The sequence below is a fragment of the Rhodococcus sp. IEGM 1372 genome (genome assembly GCF_030056835.1).
In the GTDB taxonomy this organism is placed as follows: Bacteria; Actinomycetota; Actinomycetes; order Mycobacteriales; family Mycobacteriaceae; genus Rhodococcoides.
The window spans coordinates 1-21514 of sequence record NZ_JASHKS010000019.1 but is presented as its reverse complement, the minus strand read 5'-3'; the positions used below and the strand labels follow the sequence as shown (position 1 = coordinate 21514).

The following is a 21514-nucleotide window of genomic DNA, read 5'->3' as shown; positions in this document are numbered from 1 at the left end:
CTGGTGGTGTGCTCCAATCGTGGGATGAACACCACTCCCCTCACCGTCGTCCGTCCCGACGGGGATGCCCGCGGCGGCGTCATCGTCATCCAGGAAGCCTTCGGCGTCACCGATCACATCGTCGACGTCTGCAACCGCCTCGCCGCCGCCGGTTGGGTCGCGGTCGCACCGCACCTGTTCCACCGACAGGAGGGTGTGACCGTGTTGTCGTACTCGGACATGGATTCGGCGATGGCGGCAATCGGGCGGCTGCAGGCGGACGAGGTGGACTCCGACGTGGACGCGGCGGCGAGTGCACTCGCCGAGCTCGGATTCGAGCCCTCGTCCATCGCGATCGTCGGCTTCTGCATGGGCGGCACCGTCGCGTTCCACACCGCTGTTCGACGGCAACTCGGTGCGGCAGCGACGTTCTACGGCGGCGGAATCGCCAAGGGCCGCTTCGGTTACCCCGCAATGGCGTCGGTGGGCGACGCACTGCAGACGCCCTGGCACGGATTCTTCGGGGATCTGGACGAGGGCATCCCCGTCCAGGAAGTCGAGACGCTGCGCGAGATCACCGCGACGGCGACGGTCGACACGGAGATCACCCGCTACGAGCACGGCAAGCACGGATTCCACTGCAACGACCGCCCCGCCGTGTTCGACGCCGACGCCGCCGCCTGGGGCAAGACGCTCGAGTGGTTCGACGCTCATGTCGCACACTGAGCCACCCCGGTCCGACGCCGCACTCGCAGACGAGACCGAACACATCGTCGCTTTCTGGACCGAACTGTCGCTGCCCGGACTGTTCGACGTCCACACGCACTTCATGCCGAAGAACGTGATGGACAAGGTGTGGAGTTACTTCGACAGCGCCGGGCCGCTGACCGGCAGCGTCTGGCCCATCTCCTACCGGTTCGCCGAAGAGCAACGGCTCGAGGTCATTCGGGGGTTCGGAGTCCGACACTTCACGTCGATGATCTACCCGCACAAGCCGGCGATGGCAGCCTGGCTCAATTCCTGGGCAGCAGATTTCGCGGCGCGCACCCCCGACTGCCTGCACACCGCCACCTTCTACCCCGAGGACGGTGCCACCGAGTACGTCGAGCAGGCGTTGACGAGCGGTGCCCGAATCTTCAAGTCGCACATCCAGGTCGGGAACTATTCACCGAACGATCCGCTGCTCGACGGCGTCTGGGGCGCACTCTCGGACGCGCAGGTACCGGTGGTGATCCACTGCGGATCCGGACCGGCACCCGGCACCCATACCGGCCCGGAGCCCATTGCAGCACTGCTGCAACGGTTTCCAGAGCTCCCGTTGATCATCGCGCACATGGGCATGCCGGAGTACGGCGACTTCCTCGATCTGGCCGATCGCTACCGGAACGTGCGACTCGACACCACGATGTCGTTCACCGACTTCTCCGAGGCGAGCGCACCGTTTCCGAGACACGAACTGCCCCGGCTGGTCGATTTGCAGGACCGCATTCTGTTCGGCAGCGACTATCCGAACATCCCGTACCCGTATCTGCATGCCCTGCAGGCGGTGCGCCGACTCGACCTGGGAGACGACTGGGTTCGTGCAGTGTGCTGGGGCAACGGTGCCGCACTGTTCGGCTAGAGAGGTTCGCTAGACCCAGAACTCGGCAATACGCTCGGCGATGGCATTGCCCTGCGCTCGTCCGGCGACGGCCGCAGCCGATCGGACCGCGATGTCGGTGGCATCGGGGCCGATCGCGGCCGCCGAATCTGCGTCGGGGGCAATCACTTCCACCTTCGAGCCACCCTTGATCAGCCGCTCCCGTTCGATGTCGAACGGATCGTGCTCCAGGTCGAGTGCACCGACCCTGAACACCAGTACCTTCTCGAAACCGACTGCCAGATCCGCGTTTTCGCTGGCGCGGATACCACCGTCGACGTAACGATGATCACCGATCGTCACCGGTGGCCACATTCCCGGGATGGCGCAGCTCGCGGCCACCGCATCGACCAGCTGAACGCCCGAGCCACGATCGAGAACCCGATGACGACCGCTCACCGCGTCGACCGTGACGATACGCAAATCGCGGTTCGGCCAGGAGTGCGACGGCAACCGCCGCTCGATGATTGCCCTGCGCTCACGCTCGCTGATCGTCGAGGCCGACAGCGCCTCGGTGCCGATACGCCTGCGCGTGTCGATGGCACTGCCGTCGGAGTTCTGGGCAGCCCGAGCCAACATGGAGACCAGTTCGTCGATGGTCGAGTCGGCATGCGGTTCGTGGTCCTGCTTTGCTTCGTCTGCCTGCCGCGCGAACAGCTCGGTCAAGGCGGCTCCGCTCGAGATCTGGGCTGCGACCGAGGACCCGGCCGAGGTCCCCAACAACATCTCGGCGTCGCTGACGTCGGCTCCGGCTTCTGCCAATCCCAGTAGGACACCCGTCTGCCACGCAATACCTGCGACTCCGCCGCCGCCCAATACGAGTGCTCGCCTGGTCATGGTCGTACCCCTTCTTCGAAAAGATCCGTCAGGAACTTACAGCGCCGGTGTGTACACGTGGACGCAGCCAGTCGATGAGATCGTCGAGTACGCGCTCCTTCTCCGGTTCGTTGAACACTTCGTGGAACAGCCCGTCGTACGTTTTCAGGGTCAGGTCGTCGGATCCGGCGAGTTCGGCGATGAGCTCGCTGCCCGAGACGTCGGCCAAACGGTCCGCCGTCCCGTGCTGGAGCAGCACGGGAATGGTCAGCGACGGCAGGCGAGCAGGGAACGTATCCCCGACGCCCAGCATCGCCGCGGCCAAACCAGCCGAGACGCTGCCGTGGTAACCCAACGGATCGGCGACATAGGCGTCGACGACGTCCTTGTCGCGAGAGACGAGAGTGGGATCTAGCTTGAGCACCGGGGCGGCCGGTACGAAGCGTCCGAGGAGCTTACCGACCGCCACCAGCGCTTTCGGTTGCCCGACGCTGGGGACGACGGCAGGGCCGGACAGCATCAGACCGTCGAGATCGGCCTGATGGTCGAGGGCGTAGGACAGTGCGATGGCACCGCCCATGCTGTGGCCGAGCAGGAAGGTGCGCTGATTCGGATGCTCGGCAGCTGCGATGCCGAACAGCGTGTGCAGGTCGTCGGTGAAGTCGGACCACTTGTCCAGTGACACCCGTTTGCCACCGGATCGGCCGTGTCCGCGGTGGTCGGGCGCGTAGACGACGAGGCCGAGCGAGCCCAGCCGTTCGATGACGTGCCGGTACCGACCCGCATGCTCGGCCAGGCCGTGGGCGAGCACCACAATCCCGGTCGACGTGGTCTCGGGGGTCCAGACGTCGTAGACGATTCGGGTTCCGTGAACTCCGACGAACGACGACTCGACATGCTTCATCCGGTCACCGTACAAGGGCAGCGGGGCGTTCGACGGCCCATCGGAGAACCTACAAAATTTGCTTGGGTAACTATCCTGGTGGAACGGGCGATGTAGTTGTGACACGCCACTACCGTTTGTCCCCGCACCTCGGGGCACGGCACCGACCAGGACTCAGGAGTGAAGAATCCAGAATGCGTGATGAGTCCGCCACGAGCACGTCGCCGCGGTGGCGCGACCCCAAACGCTACCTGTGGCCGCTGGGGCTGACGATTCCTCTCAGCCCGTTCCTGGCCTGGGGGCTGGTGACCCTTCTCGGCCCCGGTGCGTTCTGGACCCTCGGCCTGATGATCATGGGTGTCGCACTGCCACTGGTGGACAGGTTCGCCGGAGTGGACCGCAGCAATCCCCCGGACGAGGCGATCGCCGCACTGGAGAAGGATCCGTACTACCGCTGGTGCGTCTACCTGTTCCTGCCGTTGCAGTACGCGGGTCTCGTTGCGGCCTGCTATCTCTGGGCGCACGGCCCGCTGGGAGTTCCGGAGCGGATCGGCCTGGCCATCACCGTCGGCATCGTCGGTGGGGTCGGCATCAACGCCGCGCACGAGCTGGGCCACAAGCGTGAGCGTCTGGAGCGATGGCTGTCGAAGGTGACACTGGCACAGTCCCTGTACGGCCACTTCTACGTCGAGCACAATCACGGCCACCACCTCCGCGTCGCCACCCCGGAGGATCCGGCGTCGGCGAAGTTCGGCGAGTCGTTCTGGAAGTTTTTGCCGCGCACGATCGTGCACGGCCTGCGCTCGGCCTGGGAGCTCGAGACTCGACGGCTCGCCCGCCAGGGCCTGTCTCCCTGGTCGTACCGAAACAACCTGTTCAATGCCGCGGCCATGAGCGTTGTGCTGTTCGGCGTGCTGATCGCCGTCTTCGGTGTGGTGACCGTGCCGTATCTGTTCCTGCAGGCTGCGATCGCGATCGTCCTCTACGAGGCAGCCAACTACCTCGAGCACTACGGGCTGCTGCGGCAGAAGCGCAAAAGCGGTCGATACGGCAAACCGACCCACCGCGACAGCTGGAACAGCGACCACTTGTGGAGCAACCTGTTTCTCTACCACCTGCAACGGCACAGCGACCATCACGCGAATCCGGTGCGCCGCTACCAGGCACTGCGCACCGTCGACGAGTCCCCGCAGCTACCGGCCGGATATGCAGTGATGATCTTCTGCGCGCTGGTACCGCCGCTGTGGCGCAAGGTGATGGATCAGCGACTGATCGACTTCTACGACGGTGACGCCGAGCTCGTCAACGTCGACCACTCCGACCCCAAGGCAGTGCGGAAACTCGAGCAACTGTGCGTCGAGCGCGCTGAGGCGTACCGATAGTTCACACCGCCGCAGGCTCGTCGGTCTGTGCCCGCAGGTAGCGACCGAAATGCGGCACCGTGAAGGCGATGGTGCCGCGCTCGGCCGAATAGATCAGACCCTTCTTGATCAGTCCGTCGCGGGCCGGGGACAGCGATGCCGGCTTGCGCTTCAGTTCGGTCGCCACGGCCGAGGTCGGCACCGAGCCGTCGTCCACCGAGAGTTCGGCCATCGCACGCATGTATTCACGCTCGGCAGGCGTCGCACGCTCGTATCGAGAACCGAAGAATCCGACGGCCAATTCCTCCTCCGCCGTCGGAGCAGCGACGCGTACGTCCTCGACGGTGATCGGGGTGTCGGCCGCTAGATCCCACGTCGCCTTGCCGTAGGCCTGCACGAAATACGGGTAGCCGTCGGCGGCCGCATACAGCGCGTCGAGCGCGTCGGGGGTGAATTCGACGTCCTCGCGGTCGGCCGGAGCGATCAGAGCCAGGTCTGCTGCGGCTCGCTCGAGTCGGCCGATCCGGTGGTAGCTGAACAGGCGCTCGGAGTAACTCTTGGACGCCGACAACACCGCAGGTAGGTGTGGCAGCCCGGCCCCGACGATGATCAGCGGCGCGGTGTCCTGACTGAGCTCGTGACAGGCCGCACACAACGCGGAGATGTCCGCGGCACCCAGATCCTGCATCTCGTCGATGAAGATGGCGATGCCCACGCCCACGTCGCCGGCCAGCGCGGAGGCGTCGAGCAGCAGTTCCACGAGGTCGATCTCGATGTCGCCGGAGTCGGCGCGGCCGGTCTTCGCCGGGACGTCGATGCCGGGCTGCCACCGCTCCCGCATGCCCTTGTCCGCGGTGGCGCGTAGGGCGAAGGCCTTGAGGACGCCGAGGAACTCGTCGACGCGTTCGGGATCGCGATGCGATGCCGCAATCCCGCGGACCGCCATGTGCAGCGCAGACGACAGCGGTCGACGCAGTTCCTGGTCCGGCCGAGCCTCGATCTTGCCGGTGCCCCAGCCGCGGGCGATGGCCGCGGATCGGAGTTGGTTGAGCAATACCGTCTTCCCGACGCCTCGCAGCCCGGTGAGAACGACGCTGCGTTCCGGCCGGCCGCGGGTGATGCGTTCGAGTACGACGTCGAAGGCGTCGAGCTGCTTCTTTCGGCCTGCGAGCTCGGGTGGGCGCTGGCCGGCGCCGGGGGCGTAGGGGTTACGCACGGGGTCCATGGGGCCAAAGTTACAACGAATCGTGCTATATATGCGGACATCTAGTTCGTGTCCTAGAGATCTGTATTCACTCGATACTTGCGCACGGCTGCGACGGAGGACTACTTTCTGGGGTGTGAAGCGCATTCTCGTAGTACGCCGCCGTAGCGGGGTCTGATTCGGACCGACCCCTCGCTGCGGGTCGTCGTGCTCTCTCGGTCCTCCCTTCACATTCGCCAGGACCACCCTCATGAATGCATTTGCTTCCACTCTCGCCACAGATCCGTTCCACACCCGTTTCGGTTGCGCCCTGCCGCGCACGATGCGCGACGAGATCACCTGGCAACACATGTCGTGGACGAACTTCACCGACCGCTTCTCGCCCAGCACCGGGCCTCTTCGACTGGGGTCATGGACTGCCGACAGTGCGACTGGCGGGAGGACTGCTTTCGACGCGACCTTCGGCGTCGGCGACACGATCATCTCCTGTGCAGCAACGACTTACGGACCGATCGAGGCGTTGAACTCGATGCTCCACGACGCCGGATTCCGCATCGAGATCCTCTCGTTCCACCAGCAGATCATCGGCGACGAGACCGCCACCTTCGTCCTCACCGAGCACGACGGTCGCCGCGAATGGTCGATGGGCATGGATACCGACGCACACCTGTCGGCCGTGCGAGCCGTCATCGCCGGAGCGAACATTCTGCATCGGTAGCGCTTTCTTCGACGGTCTAGCGCGTATGCAAGACAGGCGAAGACTTTCCTAGGGCATCTCGATCGTCTCGGCGCGCTGCACTTCGGCCAGTGCGCGTCGCAGATAGGTCTCGGCTCGGCCACGGCGCACCGCGAGCAGGTCTGCGACCACCAGCAACGCGTGCGCCGGACGCGGCCTCACTCGCGACTGCTCTTCGACGTCGGACACCCCCAGCGCTCCGGTGAGCACCTCCACGAATCCGGCGATGTCCAGGTTCGGCAGCCAGCCGGCTCCTCGTACGGTTCGGCCGAGCACCTCCTGGACGTTCTCGCCGGTCAATCCATCGCTGTATACCTCTTCGAGCAACGTGCGTACCATTTCGGCATGCACGTGGCCGGCCTGCGCCGAGTCCGAGCGGCCCAACGATTCGACGGCATCGTCGAACGCGACCGAATCCTGCGAGGCGACAGCAGCCAGCGCATCGTTCGTGGCATCGGCGATGCGCCGAACTTCGACTGGCCATTCAGCAGGCCAGGTGACGGGCATACGACTCGGGGGAGTCGACACGGGGGAGGAGTCGGTCATGACAGAAGTGTCTCATCGGATACCGTCACGGTTCCCTTTATGTGTTACCGGTGTTTATACTAAGTCTCGCACTGTGGCATCGGCCACACCTGCGAACTTGGAGGAGGTGGCTCGATGAGCGAACGGAAGATCGTCGCATCGGATCCCGGTGAAGTGATGCTGCAAGCCAGAAACGTCAAGTTCGACTGGAGCGATCTGCCGATGCACTGGGTGCCGGGCGATCCGTACACCAGGCACGTACTCAACGTGCTGCATCTACTGCTGCCCGCCGGCGAGCACTGGTTCGTCGACACGTTCAAGGAAGCCCTGCCGTACATCGACGACGAGAAGCTGCGCGACGACGTCATCGGCTTCATCGGCCAGGAAGCCGTACACGCCGAGGCCCACACCGGCGTCCTCGTGCATCTCCAGGCCAAAGGACTCGACCCGACTCCGTTCACCGACCAGATGGAGTGGGCCTTCGGCAAGGTCCTCGGCTCCGATTCGGTGACCAGCCTTCGATCGAAGAACAATCTGGTCGAGCGCTTGGCTCTGATCGCCGCGATCGAGCACGTGACGGCATTTCTCGGTGACTGGGTACTCAACGCCGACGGTCTCGACCGCGCGGGCATCCACCCCACCATGCTCGATCTGCTGCGCTGGCACGGTGCCGAGGAAGTAGAGCACCGCTCGGTCGCCTACGACACGCTGCGATACTTCGACAAGCGCGAGGTTCGCCGATTGCGCACGTTCGTCGTGGTCGTGCCGTTGATGGCCTACATCTGGATGCGCGGGATCATCTTCCTGATGAAGAACGACCCGGAGCTGCAGTCGGCCCCGAAGTCCGTCCGCAAGCCGCGCTCGGCACTGTGGCGGAAGTCGGTCAAACGCGGCACCCTGCCCGCGCTGACGCACGTCGGCCGCAGCATGTCGCGCTACCTCAAGAAGTCGTACCACCCCAGCCAGGAAGGCTCCACAGCTCAGGCCGTCCGGTACCTTGCGTCCTCGCCTGCCGCTCAGGCTGCAGCGAGGTGAAGCTCTCTTCACGGCGCGTCCCGCGGCTGCTCCCCAAGGATGCTCCGCCGGACCTGCGCGGGCGCGGACGTCCTGATCGCTCGATGCAGCTGCTCGGTACGTTTCTCAACGGGTACATGCAGGCGGCGGCCGGAGCGGAGTACAACGACGCCGTCGCCGGCCACAACCCCGATTCGGCGTTGAAGTTGGTCGTCACCGAACGCGAGATCGTCGCCGAGGACAACGATGTCGCAGCCCTCACCCTTGCGTCGCCGACGGGTGCACAGCTGCCCATCTGGCATCCGGGCTGTCATCTCGATCTGCACCTGCCCTCGGGCCGTCGCCGGCAGTACTCACTGTGCGGAAATCCCTCCGATCGCAGCTCCTATCGCATCGCGGTGCGCCGAATCCCGACCGGCGCAGGCGGATCCATCGAAATGCACGGACTGCAACCCGGCACCGAGGTCACCGTCCGTGGCCCCCGCAACGGATTCCCTTTCGTCGGCGACGGCAGCGCACTGTTCATCGCCGGCGGTATCGGGATCACTCCCATCATCGCGATGGTCCGCGCCGCAAGAATTCTCGGCATGGACTGGCAATTCGTGTACTGCGGTCGATCACGCGACACGATGCCCTTCCTCGACGAGATCGAGAGCTGGGAATCGGACCGGGTGTTCGTCCGGACCGACGACGTGCACGGGTACCCCACCGAGGGTGAATTGCTCGAGCGCGCACCCGCAGGCGGTGCCGTCTACTGCTGCGGCCCCACCCCCATGCTCGACGCAGTCCGCCGCGACTTTCGCCAGTGCCCCTCCACCGCACTGCATTTCGAGCGATTCGGCCCGCCGCCGATTCTCGACGGCACTCCGTTCGAGGTGCAGTTGATCAGCACGGGCGCTGTGCTCGACGTCGCCGCCGACGCCTCCGTGCTGACGGCGGTCAAGGAGCAGAAACCCAACGTCGCGTACTCGTGCCAGCAGGGCTTCTGCGGCACCTGCAAGGTCCGGGTGCTCTCCGGTGAGCCCGAGCACCTGGAAAACAGACTGACGCCGGAAGAGCAGCGCGATCACATGCTCATCTGCGTTTCGCGCGCACGCAGCGGGCGTCTCGTACTCGATCTATAGAACGGAAAACTGTTGAGCAGCAACGCGGTTCAGACGACAGTCATCAACGAGGGCATCCGGCTGGCGGTGTTCGAGAGCGGCAATCCCGACGGCGATCCCATCGTCCTCGTGCACGGCTGGCCCGATACTCATGAGCTGTGGAGCCACATCGTGCCGCAGCTCGAGGACCGCTTCCGGGTGATCAGCTACGACTCCCGCGGCGCAGGCGAGAGCTCGGTCCCCGCCGAGCAGTCGGCGTACAAGCTGGCCCGGCTCGCCTCGGATTTCTATGCCGTCGCCGATGCCGTCAGCCCCGACGCCCCAGTCCATGTACTCGCCCACGACTGGGGTGCCGTCGAGGTATGGGAGGCCGCAGCCCAGCCCCAGGCGAAGGACCGAATTCGTTCGTACACATCGATTTCCGGGCCGAACCTCGATCACCTCGGCAAGTGGTCGCAGTCGCGCCTGCGCAAACCCACCCTCACCGGCATCAAACAGGTGCTCGCCCAGGTACGCGCGTCGTGGTACACCGTCACCTTCCACATCCCCGGCCTGTCCACGTTGCGCATCAAGCGGCAGTTCGCCAAGGGGTGGCCGGCGTTCCTCCAGGAGTTCTCGGGCGTCGATCCGAAGCTCGTCACCCAGAACCCCACACTGTGGTCGGATGCCACCAACGGCACCAAACTCTACCGGGCCAACATCATTCCGCTCCTGGGCAATCCACGTGAGCGGTACATCGACATCCCCGTGCACCTCATCGTCAACACCGAGGACGTCGCAGTGCGTCCGTACCACTACGACGACACCGGCAAGTGGGTGAAGAACCTCACGCGCAACGACATTCCGGCCGGACACTGGTCGCCGATCTCCCATGCCGACGACATCGCACGATTGACGAGGGAATTCATCGCCTCGCTGGACTGATGTTCACGAATCACCCCGCCAGGTGCCCGCGCAGCGTCGACGCGGTGTAGTCGGCGCGAAAAATACCGCGCCGCTGCAGGATCGGAACCACCTGATCGACGAAGTCCTCCAATGAGTCCGGGTAGCGCGGACACATCAGATTGAAGCCGTCGGCACCGCGGCCGATCCACGACTGCATCTCGTCGGCAATCGATTCCGGCGTGCCGATCATTGTCGCGTGGCCGCCGCCCGCGGCGAGGGTGCCGAGCAACTCCCGCACAGTCGGGGCGTCCTTCTCGATGATCCGCAGGATCGTCTCGTAGCGACCCTGCGGTCCGGCGAACTCGGCCGCCGGAGGCAGGGACGGTACCGGCGCGTCGAGTTCCCAGGCAGCACAGTCCTGTCCGGTGAACGTCGACAGCATCGCCAGTGACTGCTCCGTGGGCAGCAGCTCATCGAGTTCGGCCTTCTTGCGGCGAGCCTCGTCCATGGTCGACCCGATGTACGTCACCAAACCCGGCATGATCCCCACTGTCGCGCTGTCGCGGCCCGCATGGCGGATTCTCGCCTTCACGTCGTTGTAATAGCTCTGCGCTGCAACGAGATCGTAGGCGACGGCATAGATCGCCTCGGCGTACTTCGCGGCCAGATCCCGGCCCGGGCCCGACGCGCCGGCCTGAAACAGCACCGGCCTCCCCTGCGGCGACCGCGGCACCGTCAACGGCCCGTCGACCCGAAAGTGTTTGCCGTCGTGGTCGATCGAGTGCACCTTGGCCGGATCGGCGTAGTGCCTGCTTCGATCGAGCGTCAACGCGTCGGCATCCCACGAATCCCACAGCGCCAGAGCCGTATCCACGAACTCCTCGGCGCGGGCATATCGCTCCTCACGAGCCGGGATGACGTCCATCCCGTGGTTGCGTGCTTCGGCGTCGAACATGGAGGTGACGACGTTCCAACCAGCACGGCCGCCACTGATGTGATCGAGCGACGCCAACATGCGTGCAGCGTGGAACGGGGTGTAGAACGTCGACGAGACCGTGGTGACGAGGCCGATGTGCGTGGTGGCCCGCGCCATGGCGGACAGCGCGGTGATCGGCTCGAGGAACCAGGTGCCTGCCCCGGCCGGGTCGCGTACCGAATGACCGTCGGCGAAGAACACCGCGTCGAACTTGCCCCGCTCGGCGAGCTGCGCGAGTTCCTCGTAGTACGAGATGTCGCCGAGGTCCTCCACTCGCGAATCGGGGTGACGCCACGCCGCGCTGTGGTGGCCGCAACCGTAGAGAAAAGCGTTGAGGTGCATGTCAGTCCTTGACCAGTCCGCCGTCGACGACGAGATTCTGGCCGGTCACCGACCGCGCCCACGGCGATGCGAAGAACAGCAGAGCGTCGGCGAATTCCTCGGGGGTGGTGACGCGTTGCAGCGGGGTCGAGGCGGCGATGAAATCGAACACCTCGGCCGGGGTCGCGGAGCTGGCGTCGGTGGTGCGGAGCAGTCCACCCGAGACCATGTTGACGGTGATGTTGTCTGCGCCCAGATCGGCGGACAGAGTGCGGGTCAGCGAGAGCAGCGCCGCCTTGGAGGCCGTGTAGTCGTGGTACGGGACTACCGGATTCTGGAACAAATTGGTGCCCACGTTGATGATTCGTCCGAACCCCGCCTCGCGCATGCCCGGCAGTGCAGCCTGGGTGGTCAACAACGCCGCGCGGACGCTGCCCCGCAGTTGAGCGTCGAAGCGCTCCCAGGTGATCGTGTCGGCTTTGGGCCGTGCGTCTCCGTCGAACGAGAAATCGGCCAGCGCGTTGTTGACGACGGTAGTGATCGGGGTGCCGAAATGCTCACGCGCGGTATCGAACAGCGCGGCCACCGCGGCGTCGTCGGTGACATCACCCTGGACCGCGATCGCGTTCTCACCGAGTCGGTTCGACAGCGCTTCGGCGGCATCTCTGCTGTTGCGGTAGTCGATCACCACTCGGGCACCCTGGCCGGCGAACGCCGCGGCGATCGCTGCTCCCAGTCCGCGTCCACCGCCGGTGACCAACACTGTCTGCTCGTCGAATTTCATGCGCCTCGCCTCTCGTTCGAGGTCGGGACCGTCACGAGGGAACAGGAATACCGCAACGCCACGACATTCCCTTCGCTGGTCCTAACCAGATCAGGTTCGACGGGTGTGTTCTCAGCCCTGACGGGCACCCCGTGTCGCGGTCGACTGTACCTGTAGCGGTTTCTCGCCGTGTCTTGTTTTCACGCTAGAGAGACGAATGGAACCGAATGCACGCGTTCAGCCGATCACGGCCCAGCCGTGCGGCGGGACGCTCACCCGCCCGTCGTGCAGATCCGCTTCGCCTGCGAGCACCTCGTCGCCTTGAACCGGGTAGTCGATGGCGTCGTCACCGAGGTTGAGCGCGACCGTCAGCGATTCGCCGTCGGCGTGCGCGCGATAGAGCAGTGCGGTGTTGGTGAGTTCGAGCGTCTCGGTGCGCGCGGAGTACAGCCACGGATTGCGACGCCGAAGTGCGATCAGCTCCTGATGCACTCGGTAGACCGGCCAACCGTACGGAGCGAGATTCTCGGACGTGTCGGGGTACTCCGGACGCACCTCGTCGTCACCGCCGACTCGATCCTCCTTGATTCCGCGAAACGCCTGCTCGTCGCCGTAGTAGATCATCGGCATACCGCCCACGGTGAACAGAACCACCAAGGCGTGCAGCAGATGTCGCTCGTCCTCGATGACGCTGGCGATGCGGTTGACGTCGTGATTTCCGACGAACGTGGCGGGCACGAAGGCGTCGAGCCAGCCGTTGTGACGCTCGAGCGCATGGGAGAGCTCGAAGAAGTTGAGCTCGCTCAGACCGCTCCAGACGGCCTTCCACAGCTCGTACTGAGTGACCGAGTCCAGCGTGGAGGCCGAGACGATTCGGTCGTAGTCGCCGTGAATGACCTCGCCGAGAAAGTAAGCGTCCGGGTGCTTTTCCCGAACCTTCGGCAACACCGCGGCCCAGAAACGCGGCGATACCGCATAGGCCGCGTCCAGCCGCCAGGCGTCGACGCCTCGCTCGAGCCAGTGCGACAGGACGTCCACGACGTACTGCTGCACATCCGGGCTCTCGTGATCGAGTGCGACCAGTTCGTCGTGGCCCTCGAAGTTGCGATGCGTCGGCTTTTCACCGGACCAATCGAGGTGGAACCACCCCGCGGCCTCGGAGTCCGCACCCTCGGTCAGCGCTTCCTGAAACTTCGGAAAGCTCTGCGCCACATGGTTGAAGACGCCGTCGAACATGATCGTCAGGCCGCGGGAGTGCGCCGCGGCGATCAGGGAGTCGATGTCCTCGTCGGTGCCGAGCCTGCCGTCGATGTGGAAATAGTCGACAGTGTCGTAGCCGTGCTTCTCGGACTCGAAGATCGGACCGAGGGCGATGCCCGACGCGCCGAGTTCGAGTGCGTAGTCGAGCCAGTTCTCGATTCTGTTCAGCCGGTGCAGATCCGCCTGAGATTCACCGTCCCAGCCGTGTACCGGCGCACCGGTGAAGCCGAGCGGGTACAGGTGCCACCAGATGGCGTGCTTCGTCCACTCCATCAGGACTCCATGATCGAGTCGCGGCCCAGTTCGCCTGCGCCGGTATGACCGGACAGGCTCGTCACCAGGTCGAATTCGGCCAGCAGGCAACGTAATACGTGCGCAACACCCTCCTGACCATCGAGTGCGAGGCCGTACAGGAAGGGTCGGCCCAGCAGTACCGCATCTGCCCCGAGCGCCAACGCCTTGGCCATGTCTGCCCCGGTGCGCACACCGGAGTCGAACAGGATGGTCAGATCGTCTCCGACGGCATCGACGATGGACGGCAACGCGTCGAGTGACGGCCTGGCCCCGTCGATCTGACGCCCACCGTGGTTGGAGACGACGATGCCGTCCACTCCGTGCGCGGCCGCCTCTCGCGCGTCGCCCACCGTACAGATTCCCTTGAGCACGATCGGACCGCTCCAGTGCTCGCGCAGGAACGCCAAGTTCTTCCACGACAGACCCGGGTTGGGGAACATCTGCGCCCAATGCATCGCGGCGGCAACAGGATTCTCCTCGACCGGCTGCCCCAGGCCGGCCTGGAACGCCGGATCGGTCAGGTAGTTCTCGATACCCAGGTTGGCCAGGAACGGCAGGTAACCGCGGTCCAGATCGGCGGGCCGCCAGCCCAGCAAGGTCGTGTCGAGGGTCAGCACCAGGGTGGTGAATCCGGACTCCTTCGCGCGCTGCAGGAAGCTCAGCAGCACCGATTCGTCCGTCGGCCAGTACAGCTGGTACCAGCGGGGAGCGTCGCCCCCTGCCTCCGCGATCTGCTCGAACGAATGCGAGGCCTGTGTCGAATGGATGTATGGCACACCGAGTTCCGCGGCTGCGCGAACGGTGGCGAGCTCGCCGTCGGGGTGCGCGAGCGTCTGAATGCCCACGGGAGCGATCATCAGCGGGGCCGGCATCTCGGTGCCGAGCACGGTGCACGAATGATCACGAGCAGCCGAACTCCGAAGCATCCTGGGGGCGATGGCCCACTTGTCGAAGGCCGCTCGGTTCGCCCGTGCCGTCGAGCCGCTGCCCGCGCTGGCGACGATGTAGCCCAATGCCTCGGGCGAGAGCTTCTCGGCAGCCTGGTCCTCCAGCCTCGCCAGGTTGGTGGTGATCGGCGGTGTCTGCTGGGCGAACATTCCGGCGGCGTAGATGCCGAGTTGGTGATCGCTGAAGTTGCTGGGCCTGGCCTCGGTCATCGTTCGACCCTACCGGGGCACCGCCGAGGATCGGGCGAGAAATGCGTCGAGCAGCGCCGAGCAGCGCGACCGAGCTGCGGCTTCGGCCTCCGCGATGGCCCGGCGGATTTCGCGGGTGTCCACCGCATGTTCGACGCCGTCGCGGTCCCACGCGGCGGCCCACGCGTCGTAGGTGTCGAGGTCGATTTCGGGGTGGAACTGCAGCCCCAGGTGCGGTCCGCATACGAAGGCCTGCTGCGCGGCCTCGTTGCGCGCGATCACCGTGGCCTGCGGCGGCGCGGTGAAGGTGTCGCCGTGGAATTCCATCCACGGGCCGGGGCCGATGAGCTCGGGATCGGAGGTGTCGATGTCGACGAATCCGTACTCGGGATGCTCGGACTTGCGGACCGACCCGCCGAGCACTCGCGCTAGCAACTGCCCGCCGAAGCACACACCCAGGATCGGGACCTGCGCGTCGATGGCGTCCTGCAGGTAGACGATCTCGGGCGCGAGCCACGTCAGCGTGTCGTCGTAGGCGGCGTCGGGCGAGCCCATGACCACCATCAACTGCGCGTGAGACAGTGGCGGCGGCGGAACGTCGGGGCTGTGATCGAAGGAGTGCACCTCCAACTGGAAACCCCTGGTGCGTAATTCGGCGTCGAGAGTGCCGATGTCGCGTCGCGCCAGAGTCGGATCCTGATCGTGGACGAGAACTACGGCGCGCGGGTCGTTCGTGTATGTCACAGGGCTCCTTTACGGTGTTCGTGCACACCGTACGACAGACTGGATCCGATGCCACCTCGTAGACGCACAGCCCGATCCACCACTGCCCGCACCGTCAAGGCCGGGCAGAGCGCCGCTGCGCGAAAGTTCGCGGCCGCGAAGAACGGTGAGCCCGCTCCCAAGAAAGCAGCAGCAAAGAAAGCGGCACCGCGGAAGAGAGCCGCCCCGCGCAAGACGTCGCCTCGCAAGACTGCTGCCCCCGATCTGCGGGTGCCCGATCCCGGTGAGCGCGTCTGGGTGTTGGACGTGCCGTTCGAGGATCGGTCGGCGGCGGGCGCTGCCGGGGCGCGCTGGTATCCCGGACCGCGGGTGTTCGCGTACTACGGCACCGAATTGCCCGAGTATCTGCAGCCGTACGAGTCGATGCCGTACAGCCTGCAACGGTGGCTCGAGGACGATGCCAACGAGAACTGGCGGGACGAGATGGTGCGGGAGCGCGCGATGCAGCCGCGTGAGACCCAACTCGAATCCGTTCGACGCCATCTCGCCGCCCTCGACGCGGGATTCCCGTACTTCGCGCAGATGGATTCGACGGGTCTGGGCAAGACGTTGGCGGTGTGCGAGGCCGTTCGGCAGATGTCGGCGGCCGAGATCGGCACGGTGCTGGTGGTCGCACCCAAGGGCGCATTGCCGGGATGGCGGCGCACCATCGCCGACAGCGAGGCCGACATCGAACCGTCCGAGCGCAAGCGCTGGCTGCTGATCACGTACCAGTCGACGAAGAAGCTCCTGTCCGTTCCGCCCGAGACCGACCTGGGCAAACGCAAACGGACACAGAACAAGCGGACCATCTCGCTCGGCGAGCTTCGGTTCGACATGGACGTGGTGATCGCCGACGAATCGCATGCGCTGATGAACATCGAATCGCAGCAGTCGCAGATCCTCTGGCGGTATCAGGAGGCGGCGCGCTCGGTGGTGTGGATGTCTGCAACTCCCGGCTATCAGCCGCTGCACTTCGCCTACATGGCACGGGCCGTCGAGCGCAGCCGCGGGGTCGAGATCCTCGGCGACGACGAGTATCTCGGCTATGCGGTGACGATGAAGTGGGCCGAGTTCCTCATCGAATCGGGGTTCGCCGTCAAGGCAGGCAAGGCGACGACGGGATTGACGACGTGGCGGTGGGAGCCCGAGGACGCGGCCCGACGCGCCCGCGATATCGCGTCCGTACATGGGTGGCTGTCGGGAGGTGCTGTGCCGTGGTCGATTTCGCGTCCCTCACCGCCGACCCCACGCGAGCCGCTCGGCCAGGAACTCACCGCCGCGCAGAAGCGGCTGTACAACTCGGCGTGGGTGGACTACCGCAAGGAAGTCGGGCTACCGATCTGGAAGGCCGTCGGCGGCAAGCGCGTGCTGCAGAAGAACCCGAGCACCCGCGCCGCGACCCTGCGATTCCGCCAGAAGTGTTCGTACCTACGCATTCCCGCGTCCGCCGACCAGGTGCGCACCTGGGTCAAGGCCGGCAATCAGGTGTTCGTCTCGATGTTCTACCGCGAGTCGGTAGCGGCGTTGGCGCAGACGCTTCGGGACGAGGGCCTCGAGGTCGCGGTCGTCGACGGGAGTATGAGCAGCCCGGATCAGGAGGCGTCGATCAGACGCTTTCAAACCGGCGACGCGTCGGTCATCGTCTCGACAACCACCAGTGCGATCAACCTGCACACCAACGAATTACTGCTCCCGGAGGGCACGGTCTCCACCCTCGCACCACGCGTGACGCTGATTCACGATCCCCGGTGGACGCCCATCGACATTCGGCAGATCGAGGGCCGGGCCAACCGAATAGACAAGGACCACAACCACACGACGTCGACCTGCTACTACGGCTACGCCGAGGGCACGGTCGAAGAAGAGATGGTGCTGACCGGTATCGAACGTATCGCTGACCTGGGATCGATCGTCGGGCAGGCGGATCTCATCGACCCCGAGGCGTTTCTCGCCGCGAAAGTGGACGCCGGAAAATAGCGACAATTGTGAGCAATCGTCCACGCGCCCGAGTAGGTTCGGTCCCATCGGCAATTCGTCGGTAGCGGGCTCACAGTGGCACCAGGAGTAGTCATGATCGTTCTCGGAATCATCCTCGCCCTCATCGGCTATTTCGCCGGCATCTCGATCTTGACGACCATCGGCATCATTCTTGTCGTCGTCGGCGCGGTTCTGACGTTGCTCGGTTCGATGGGGCGCGCAGTCGGTGGCCGCAAGACGTGGTTTTGACCTACGAGTTAGAACACACGTTCGATTTCTGTTAGTCTGAGCGGGCCCCCGAAGTTGGCGATGCGGCCAGCGGAGCCACTTCGGGCGGTCCATATCGGACGGTAGACAGTGTCGAAGGCGGTTGCGCGCGATGGCATCCGACGAGCGCGACACCGACCCGGTTGCCGGATCGCTCTATCGCGTCGGCGATCGGTGGGCAGAACGAGCGCCTTCTCGCTGCACCAACGGCCATCCACTCGTCGCCGGTTCGGTATTGGTGGGTTCACGGGCCTGTTCGTGCGACCGCGGACATCACCGCACCCATCAGTGCGAACGCTGTGGCGTCGTGCTGTTCACGCCGGAGCTACGCAACTCGTGCAGTGACGCCAGCTTCGATTCCCGCGCTGCGCGAACACAGTCGCCCGTCGTGGACAATCGACGGTATGAACAACAGTGAGCCCGTCGTCGATCTGGGTCAACTGAGACAAGATTTCACGCGATTCATGATGAGCTACAAGTTCGGGATCGACGAGCTGATCACGAAGATCAACATCTTGAAGCAGGAATTCACCCACATTCACCGGTACAGCCCCATCGAGCACGTCTCGTCGAGGTTGAAGACTCCGGAGAGCATTTTCGAGAAGGCGCAGCGGAAGAAGTGCGCCCTGACTCTCGATGCGATTCGCGAGAACATCTTCGACGTCGCCGGAGTGCGCATCACCTGCAGCTTCATCTCCGACACCTACCGCATCGCCGACATGCTCAGCAGTCAGAGCGACGTGCGCGTCGTCGAGATCAAGGACTACATCGCGAACCCGAAAGCCAACGGCTACAAGAGCTTGCATCTGATCGTCGAGATTCCGGTGTTCATGTCCGATCGCGTCCAGCCGGTCCTCGTCGAACTGCAGATCAGAACCATCGCGATGGATTTCTGGGCGAGCCTCGAGCACAAGATCTTCTACAAGTATCGCGGGCAGATTCCGGAGACTCTGTTGGCGGAGCTGACCGAGGCGGCCGAGAGCGCCAACAAGCTCGACGAGAAGATGGAAAGCCTGCACGACGAGGTGGTCGAGCTGGGCGGCGAGGCGGAGAACTCCATCGCTCTCGGCGCGCTGCCGCCCATGGCTCTGCCTCCCGAGTTGCTGCACATGCTGCTCACGGCGCAGGCCGAGGCGATCGACCCCGATCGGGCTTGACGGTCACCACAACGAAAAACCCCGCTGCTCGACGGGCGAGCAGCGGGGTTCTGTTCTCGTATGCGCTAGCCGATGTGGACCGGAGTGTCCCCGACTGGCAGGTCGTCCTTCTTGGCACGGACCAGTACCAGCACGACCGGGCACACCAACGCGACCAGGATCGCGGCGGTTCCGAAGGCCCACGCGTAGCCCGACACCTCGGCTGCGAAAGCGTGATCGATGGTGGCGAGCACGAAGTTGCGGATCGGTTCCGGTAGCGCGGCCAGCATCTCGTCGCTGGGGATTTCCTGGCCGGCAAGAGCCTCCGCAGGAACTCCTGCGGGCGGCGTCGGTGCCGGGTTCTCGGCGAGGAACGTCGTCTTCGACGAGGTGTACACCGTGGTGAACACCGCTGCGCCGAGTGCGCCGCCGACCTGAAGCGTCGCGTTGATCAGCGCGGATGCGGCACCCGCATCGTGATCGGGGACGCCGATGAGAGCGACGTTCTGCATCGGCACCATCAGCAGGCCGAGACCGAGCCCGAGCAGTACGACTCCGGGGAGCACGTGCGTCCAGTACGAGGTGTCGACGCCGATCTGCGTGAGCAGCAGCAGGCCGATCGCCGAGACGACGGGGCCGACGGCCATCATCGGCTTGGGCCCGATCTTCGGTACGAGTGCCGAGGCGATCGCGGCGGTGATCAGGATTCCGCCGGTCATGGGCAGCGACGCGACACCGGCGATGACCGGGCTCATCTGGAGCACGATCTGGAAGTAGAAGGTCAGATACAACGTGCCACCGAGCAGTGCTGCACCGATGACGGCCGACCCGATGTATGCGGCACCGCGGTCGCGGTCGAGCAGAACGCTCAGGGGGAGCAGCGGGTTGGCGGACTTGGATTCGACCACGACGAACGCGGCGAGCAGCGCGAGGCCGAGAGCGATGAAGGAGATGGTGGGTACCGTCGCCCAGCCGTCCTCGGCTTCGGTGAAGCCGTAGACCAGCGAGGCCAGTCCGAGCGCGACGAGGATCGCTCCGGGCAGGTCGTAGCGGGTGTCGCCGTGTGCCTTGCTCTCCTTGACCAGCGGGACTGCGGCGGCGATGGCAATGATGGCGACGGGGATGTTGACGAGCAGGCACCAGCGCCAGTTCGCGTACTCGGTGAGCACTCCGCCGAGGAGCAGTCCGACGGCTGCGCCGCCACCGGCGATCGCGCCGAACACGCCGAATGCCTTGGCGCGCTCCTTGGTGTCGGTGAACGTTACCGTCAGGATGGCCAGCGCTGCGGGTGCGAGCAGTGCAGCGAAGACGCCCTGACCTGCGCGTGCGATGAACAGCTGCCAGCCCTCTTGGGCGAGTCCGCCGACGGCGGAGGCAACGGCGAAGCCGGCCATGCCGACGATGAACGAGCGCTTGCGGCCCCAGTAGTCCGCGATTCGACCACCGAGCAGCAACAGCGCGCCGAACGCCAGCGCGTATGCGGTGATCACCCAGGTGCGGCTGGTGTCGCTGATGCCGAGGTCGATCTGCGCCTGCGGCAGGGCGATGTTGACGATGGTGCCGTCCAACACGATCGTGAGCTGCGTGATGGCGACGATGCAGAGCACCAACCAGCGGCGTTCGTAATTCGGATTCTCGGCCAGCGCCCCGTGTTCGGAGACCTGCGACATGTTTCTACCCCACTCGTACTCGTTGATTCTCTGGGCACGAAAAATGTCCCGACCGAAAAGGTAAGCGACGATGGACCGGCTGTCAAACGAACTAGTTGGTTGGCGGTAGGGTGGCCGCCATGAAGCCTGACGCAAGCGCCACCCGCGCCCGCATCGTCGTCGCTGCCCGCGCAGAATTCTCCGAGCACGGCCTGGCCGGCGCACGGGTCGACCGCATCGCGGTCTCGGCCAAGGCGAGCAAGGAACGCCTGTACGCATACTTCGGAGACAAGGAAGCACTGTTCCGGGCCGTCGTGGAAGACGGATTCGCGCGCTTCCTGGAGTCGGTTCCCTTCACCGTCGACGATCTCGGGGGATACGCCGCGCGCGAGTATCTGCACCTCGACGCGAATCCGCAGGAGCACCGACTGCTGCTGTGGACGCAGCTTCAAGGCGGCACGGCGGTCGCCGGTGCCGACGACATCCATGCGGTGATCGCCGAGCGACGAAACGCCATGGCGGCCGCGCAGCAGAACGGACTGATCTCCGACACCTTCACCGTCGACGACCTGTTCACCATGATCTTCGGCATCACCTCCGCCTGGATGACCGCGCCCGGCAGCGACTGCGGACCCGTCGACGACGCCGAACACCAGCGTCGGGCGTCGAAAATCGAAGCAGCGGTCCGGCGACTCTGCACTCCGTAGCATTGTCTATCGATATCTAGCTTCAAGTGAAGAGTTACGAATAGTTGGGTAGCGGGCCGATTTCCCTCTTTGCCAAGCTTCTGGTGAGTCATTCGAGAAGCTATGGAGGGTTACTGCA

At 65.0% G+C, this 21514-nt stretch carries 22 protein-coding genes and 1 riboswitch; of the genes, 12 read left to right on the top strand and 10 right to left on the bottom strand.

The window, feature by feature from the left end:
- Nucleotides 1-24 precede the first annotated feature (24 nt).
- Nucleotides 25-705: a dienelactone hydrolase family protein gene (locus tag QM590_RS15985; RefSeq protein WP_269595662.1), complete on the top strand. Its 681-nt coding sequence runs from the start codon at nucleotides 25-27 to the stop codon at nucleotides 703-705.
- Nucleotides 692-1600 carry an amidohydrolase family protein gene (locus tag QM590_RS15980; RefSeq protein WP_269595661.1) on the top strand — a complete coding sequence of 303 codons (909 nt, stop codon included), beginning with the start codon at nucleotides 692-694 and terminating at the stop codon, nucleotides 1598-1600. The genes QM590_RS15985 and QM590_RS15980 overlap by 14 nt, the downstream gene beginning before the upstream one ends.
- Nucleotides 1601-1609: 9 nt before the next feature.
- Here the strand turns inward: QM590_RS15980 and QM590_RS15975 are convergent, their stop codons facing one another.
- Both QM590_RS15975 and QM590_RS15970 read right to left on the bottom strand, forming a co-directional pair.
- The gene (locus QM590_RS15975) at nucleotides 1610-2455 is read right to left on the bottom strand and encodes a patatin-like phospholipase family protein (protein WP_269595660.1); all 846 of its coding nucleotides are present in this window, start codon (nucleotides 2453-2455) and stop codon (nucleotides 1610-1612) included.
- Nucleotides 2456-2483: 28 nt separating this feature from the next.
- Entirely contained in the window at nucleotides 2484-3338 is an 855-nt protein-coding gene (locus QM590_RS15970; RefSeq protein WP_269595659.1) for an alpha/beta hydrolase, read from the bottom strand.
- Nucleotides 3339-3511: 173 nt separating this feature from the next.
- Here QM590_RS15970 and QM590_RS15965 point away from each other — a divergent pair, with 173 nt between their 5' ends.
- Complete coding sequence (locus QM590_RS15965) at nucleotides 3512-4699, top strand: alkane 1-monooxygenase (protein ID WP_094640534.1); 1188 nt, start codon at nucleotides 3512-3514, stop codon at nucleotides 4697-4699.
- 1 nt (nucleotide 4700) lies between these two features.
- On the opposite strand, the gene QM590_RS15960 is transcribed toward QM590_RS15965, so the two are convergent.
- On the bottom strand, nucleotides 4701-5903 hold the full coding sequence (locus QM590_RS15960; RefSeq protein WP_068048586.1) for an ATP-binding protein: 1203 nt from the start codon (nucleotides 5901-5903) through the stop codon (nucleotides 4701-4703).
- A gap of 229 nt (nucleotides 5904-6132) precedes the next feature.
- Between QM590_RS15960 and QM590_RS15955 the strand changes: the two genes are divergently transcribed.
- The gene (locus QM590_RS15955) at nucleotides 6133-6600 is read left to right on the top strand and encodes an alpha-isopropylmalate synthase regulatory domain-containing protein (RefSeq protein ID WP_269595658.1); all 468 of its coding nucleotides are present in this window, start codon (nucleotides 6133-6135) and stop codon (nucleotides 6598-6600) included.
- 48 nt (nucleotides 6601-6648) lie between these two features.
- Here the strand turns inward: QM590_RS15955 and QM590_RS15950 are convergent, their stop codons facing one another.
- A complete protein-coding gene (locus QM590_RS15950; RefSeq protein ID WP_259468079.1) occupies nucleotides 6649-7164 on the bottom strand; it encodes an HD domain-containing protein in 516 nt (171 codons plus the stop codon).
- Nucleotides 7165-7278: 114 nt separating this feature from the next.
- Between QM590_RS15950 and QM590_RS15945 the strand changes: the two genes are divergently transcribed.
- The 3 genes from QM590_RS15945 to QM590_RS15935 are packed head-to-tail and all read left to right on the top strand — an operon-like array spanning nucleotide 7279 to nucleotide 10184.
- Nucleotides 7279-8178, top strand: coding sequence for a metal-dependent hydrolase (locus QM590_RS15945; RefSeq protein WP_269595657.1), 900 nt, complete (start codon nucleotides 7279-7281; stop codon nucleotides 8176-8178).
- Nucleotides 8175-9281 (top strand): PDR/VanB family oxidoreductase, encoded by a 1107-nt coding sequence (locus QM590_RS15940; protein ID WP_121871449.1) that lies wholly within the window; start codon nucleotides 8175-8177, stop codon nucleotides 9279-9281. The genes QM590_RS15945 and QM590_RS15940 overlap by 4 nt, the downstream gene beginning before the upstream one ends.
- 12 nt (nucleotides 9282-9293) lie before the next feature.
- The gene (locus QM590_RS15935; protein ID WP_121871450.1) at nucleotides 9294-10184 is read left to right on the top strand and encodes an alpha/beta fold hydrolase; all 891 of its coding nucleotides are present in this window, start codon (nucleotides 9294-9296) and stop codon (nucleotides 10182-10184) included.
- A 10-nt stretch (nucleotides 10185-10194) separates the two neighbouring features.
- Here QM590_RS15935 and QM590_RS15930 read toward each other — a convergent pair whose 3' ends face one another.
- The 5 genes from QM590_RS15930 to QM590_RS15910 all read right to left on the bottom strand — a co-directional run bounded on the left by QM590_RS15930 (nucleotide 10195) and on the right by QM590_RS15910 (nucleotide 15639).
- Nucleotides 10195-11463, bottom strand: a complete 1269-nt coding sequence (locus QM590_RS15930) for an LLM class flavin-dependent oxidoreductase (RefSeq protein WP_121871451.1) — start codon at nucleotides 11461-11463, stop codon at nucleotides 10195-10197.
- A gap of 1 nt (nucleotide 11464) precedes the next feature.
- Entirely contained in the window at nucleotides 11465-12226 is a 762-nt protein-coding gene (locus QM590_RS15925; RefSeq protein ID WP_121871452.1) for a 3-oxoacyl-ACP reductase, read from the bottom strand.
- Between the two features lie 49 nt (nucleotides 12227-12275).
- A riboswitch (TPP riboswitch) is annotated at nucleotides 12276-12368 on the bottom strand.
- Nucleotides 12369-12442: 74 nt separating this feature from the next.
- Nucleotides 12443-13738, bottom strand: a complete 1296-nt coding sequence (locus QM590_RS15920; RefSeq protein WP_269595656.1) for an alpha-amylase family glycosyl hydrolase — start codon at nucleotides 13736-13738, stop codon at nucleotides 12443-12445.
- Nucleotides 13738-14916, bottom strand: coding sequence for an alpha-hydroxy-acid oxidizing protein (locus QM590_RS15915; protein ID WP_121871454.1), 1179 nt, complete (start codon nucleotides 14914-14916; stop codon nucleotides 13738-13740). Before QM590_RS15915 ends, QM590_RS15920 begins: the two co-directional genes overlap by 1 nt.
- Before the next feature lie 9 nt (nucleotides 14917-14925).
- Entirely contained in the window at nucleotides 14926-15639 is a 714-nt protein-coding gene (locus QM590_RS15910; RefSeq protein ID WP_121871455.1) for a type 1 glutamine amidotransferase, read from the bottom strand.
- Between the two features lie 48 nt (nucleotides 15640-15687).
- On the opposite strand from QM590_RS15910, the gene QM590_RS15905 reads away from it, so the two are divergent.
- The 4 genes from QM590_RS15905 to QM590_RS15890 all read left to right on the top strand — a co-directional run bounded on the left by QM590_RS15905 (nucleotide 15688) and on the right by QM590_RS15890 (nucleotide 19061).
- On the top strand, nucleotides 15688-17637 hold the full coding sequence (locus tag QM590_RS15905) for a helicase-related protein (protein ID WP_259468080.1): 1950 nt from the start codon (nucleotides 15688-15690) through the stop codon (nucleotides 17635-17637).
- A gap of 93 nt (nucleotides 17638-17730) precedes the next feature.
- Nucleotides 17731-17886, top strand: coding sequence for a DUF6131 family protein (locus QM590_RS15900; protein ID WP_094611554.1), 156 nt, complete (start codon nucleotides 17731-17733; stop codon nucleotides 17884-17886).
- 130 nt (nucleotides 17887-18016) lie between these two features.
- On the top strand, nucleotides 18017-18322 hold the full coding sequence (locus QM590_RS15895; protein ID WP_121871456.1) for a hypothetical protein: 306 nt from the start codon (nucleotides 18017-18019) through the stop codon (nucleotides 18320-18322).
- On the top strand, nucleotides 18309-19061 hold the full coding sequence (locus QM590_RS15890) for a GTP pyrophosphokinase (protein WP_068282717.1): 753 nt from the start codon (nucleotides 18309-18311) through the stop codon (nucleotides 19059-19061). Before QM590_RS15895 ends, QM590_RS15890 begins: the two co-directional genes overlap by 14 nt.
- A 65-nt stretch (nucleotides 19062-19126) precedes the next feature.
- On the opposite strand, the gene QM590_RS15885 is transcribed toward QM590_RS15890, so the two are convergent.
- Entirely contained in the window at nucleotides 19127-20710 is a 1584-nt protein-coding gene (locus QM590_RS15885; RefSeq protein ID WP_094640520.1) for an MFS transporter, read from the bottom strand.
- 119 nt (nucleotides 20711-20829) lie between these two features.
- Between QM590_RS15885 and QM590_RS15880 the strand changes: the two genes are divergently transcribed.
- Nucleotides 20830-21396: a TetR family transcriptional regulator gene (locus QM590_RS15880; protein ID WP_269595655.1), complete on the top strand. Its 567-nt coding sequence runs from the start codon at nucleotides 20830-20832 to the stop codon at nucleotides 21394-21396.
- Nucleotides 21397-21514: the final 118 nt, after the last annotated feature.

Bases quoted from the DNA above. Each gene is read 5' to 3' on its own strand.
- QM590_RS15890 (WP_068282717.1), top strand. From the start codon at position 18,309: ATGAACAACAGTGAGCCCGTCGTCGATCTGGGTCAACTGAGACAAGAT.
- QM590_RS15930 (WP_121871451.1), bottom strand. From the start codon at position 11,463: ATGCACCTCAACGCTTTTCTCTACGGTTGCGGCCACCACAGCGCGGCG.
- QM590_RS15985 (WP_269595662.1), top strand. From the start codon at position 25: ATGAACACCACTCCCCTCACCGTCGTCCGTCCCGACGGGGATGCCCGC.
- QM590_RS15905 (WP_259468080.1), top strand. From the start codon at position 15,688: ATGCCACCTCGTAGACGCACAGCCCGATCCACCACTGCCCGCACCGTC.
- QM590_RS15945 (WP_269595657.1), top strand. From the start codon at position 7,279: ATGAGCGAACGGAAGATCGTCGCATCGGATCCCGGTGAAGTGATGCTG.
- QM590_RS15980 (WP_269595661.1), top strand. From the start codon at position 692: ATGTCGCACACTGAGCCACCCCGGTCCGACGCCGCACTCGCAGACGAG.
- QM590_RS15885 (WP_094640520.1), bottom strand. From the start codon at position 20,710: ATGTCGCAGGTCTCCGAACACGGGGCGCTGGCCGAGAATCCGAATTAC.
- QM590_RS15955 (WP_269595658.1), top strand. From the start codon at position 6,133: ATGAATGCATTTGCTTCCACTCTCGCCACAGATCCGTTCCACACCCGT.
- QM590_RS15965 (WP_094640534.1), top strand. From the start codon at position 3,512: ATGCGTGATGAGTCCGCCACGAGCACGTCGCCGCGGTGGCGCGACCCC.
- QM590_RS15895 (WP_121871456.1), top strand. From the start codon at position 18,017: ATGGCATCCGACGAGCGCGACACCGACCCGGTTGCCGGATCGCTCTAT.
- QM590_RS15960 (WP_068048586.1), bottom strand. From the start codon at position 5,903: ATGGACCCCGTGCGTAACCCCTACGCCCCCGGCGCCGGCCAGCGCCCA.
- QM590_RS15915 (WP_121871454.1), bottom strand. From the start codon at position 14,916: ATGACCGAGGCCAGGCCCAGCAACTTCAGCGATCACCAACTCGGCATC.
- QM590_RS15950 (WP_259468079.1), bottom strand. From the start codon at position 7,164: ATGACCGACTCCTCCCCCGTGTCGACTCCCCCGAGTCGTATGCCCGTC.
- QM590_RS15970 (WP_269595659.1), bottom strand. From the start codon at position 3,338: ATGAAGCATGTCGAGTCGTCGTTCGTCGGAGTTCACGGAACCCGAATC.
- QM590_RS15975 (WP_269595660.1), bottom strand. From the start codon at position 2,455: ATGACCAGGCGAGCACTCGTATTGGGCGGCGGCGGAGTCGCAGGTATT.
- QM590_RS15920 (WP_269595656.1), bottom strand. From the start codon at position 13,738: ATGGAGTGGACGAAGCACGCCATCTGGTGGCACCTGTACCCGCTCGGC.
- QM590_RS15925 (WP_121871452.1), bottom strand. From the start codon at position 12,226: ATGAAATTCGACGAGCAGACAGTGTTGGTCACCGGCGGTGGACGCGGA.
- QM590_RS15900 (WP_094611554.1), top strand. From the start codon at position 17,731: ATGATCGTTCTCGGAATCATCCTCGCCCTCATCGGCTATTTCGCCGGC.
- QM590_RS15880 (WP_269595655.1), top strand. From the start codon at position 20,830: ATGAAGCCTGACGCAAGCGCCACCCGCGCCCGCATCGTCGTCGCTGCC.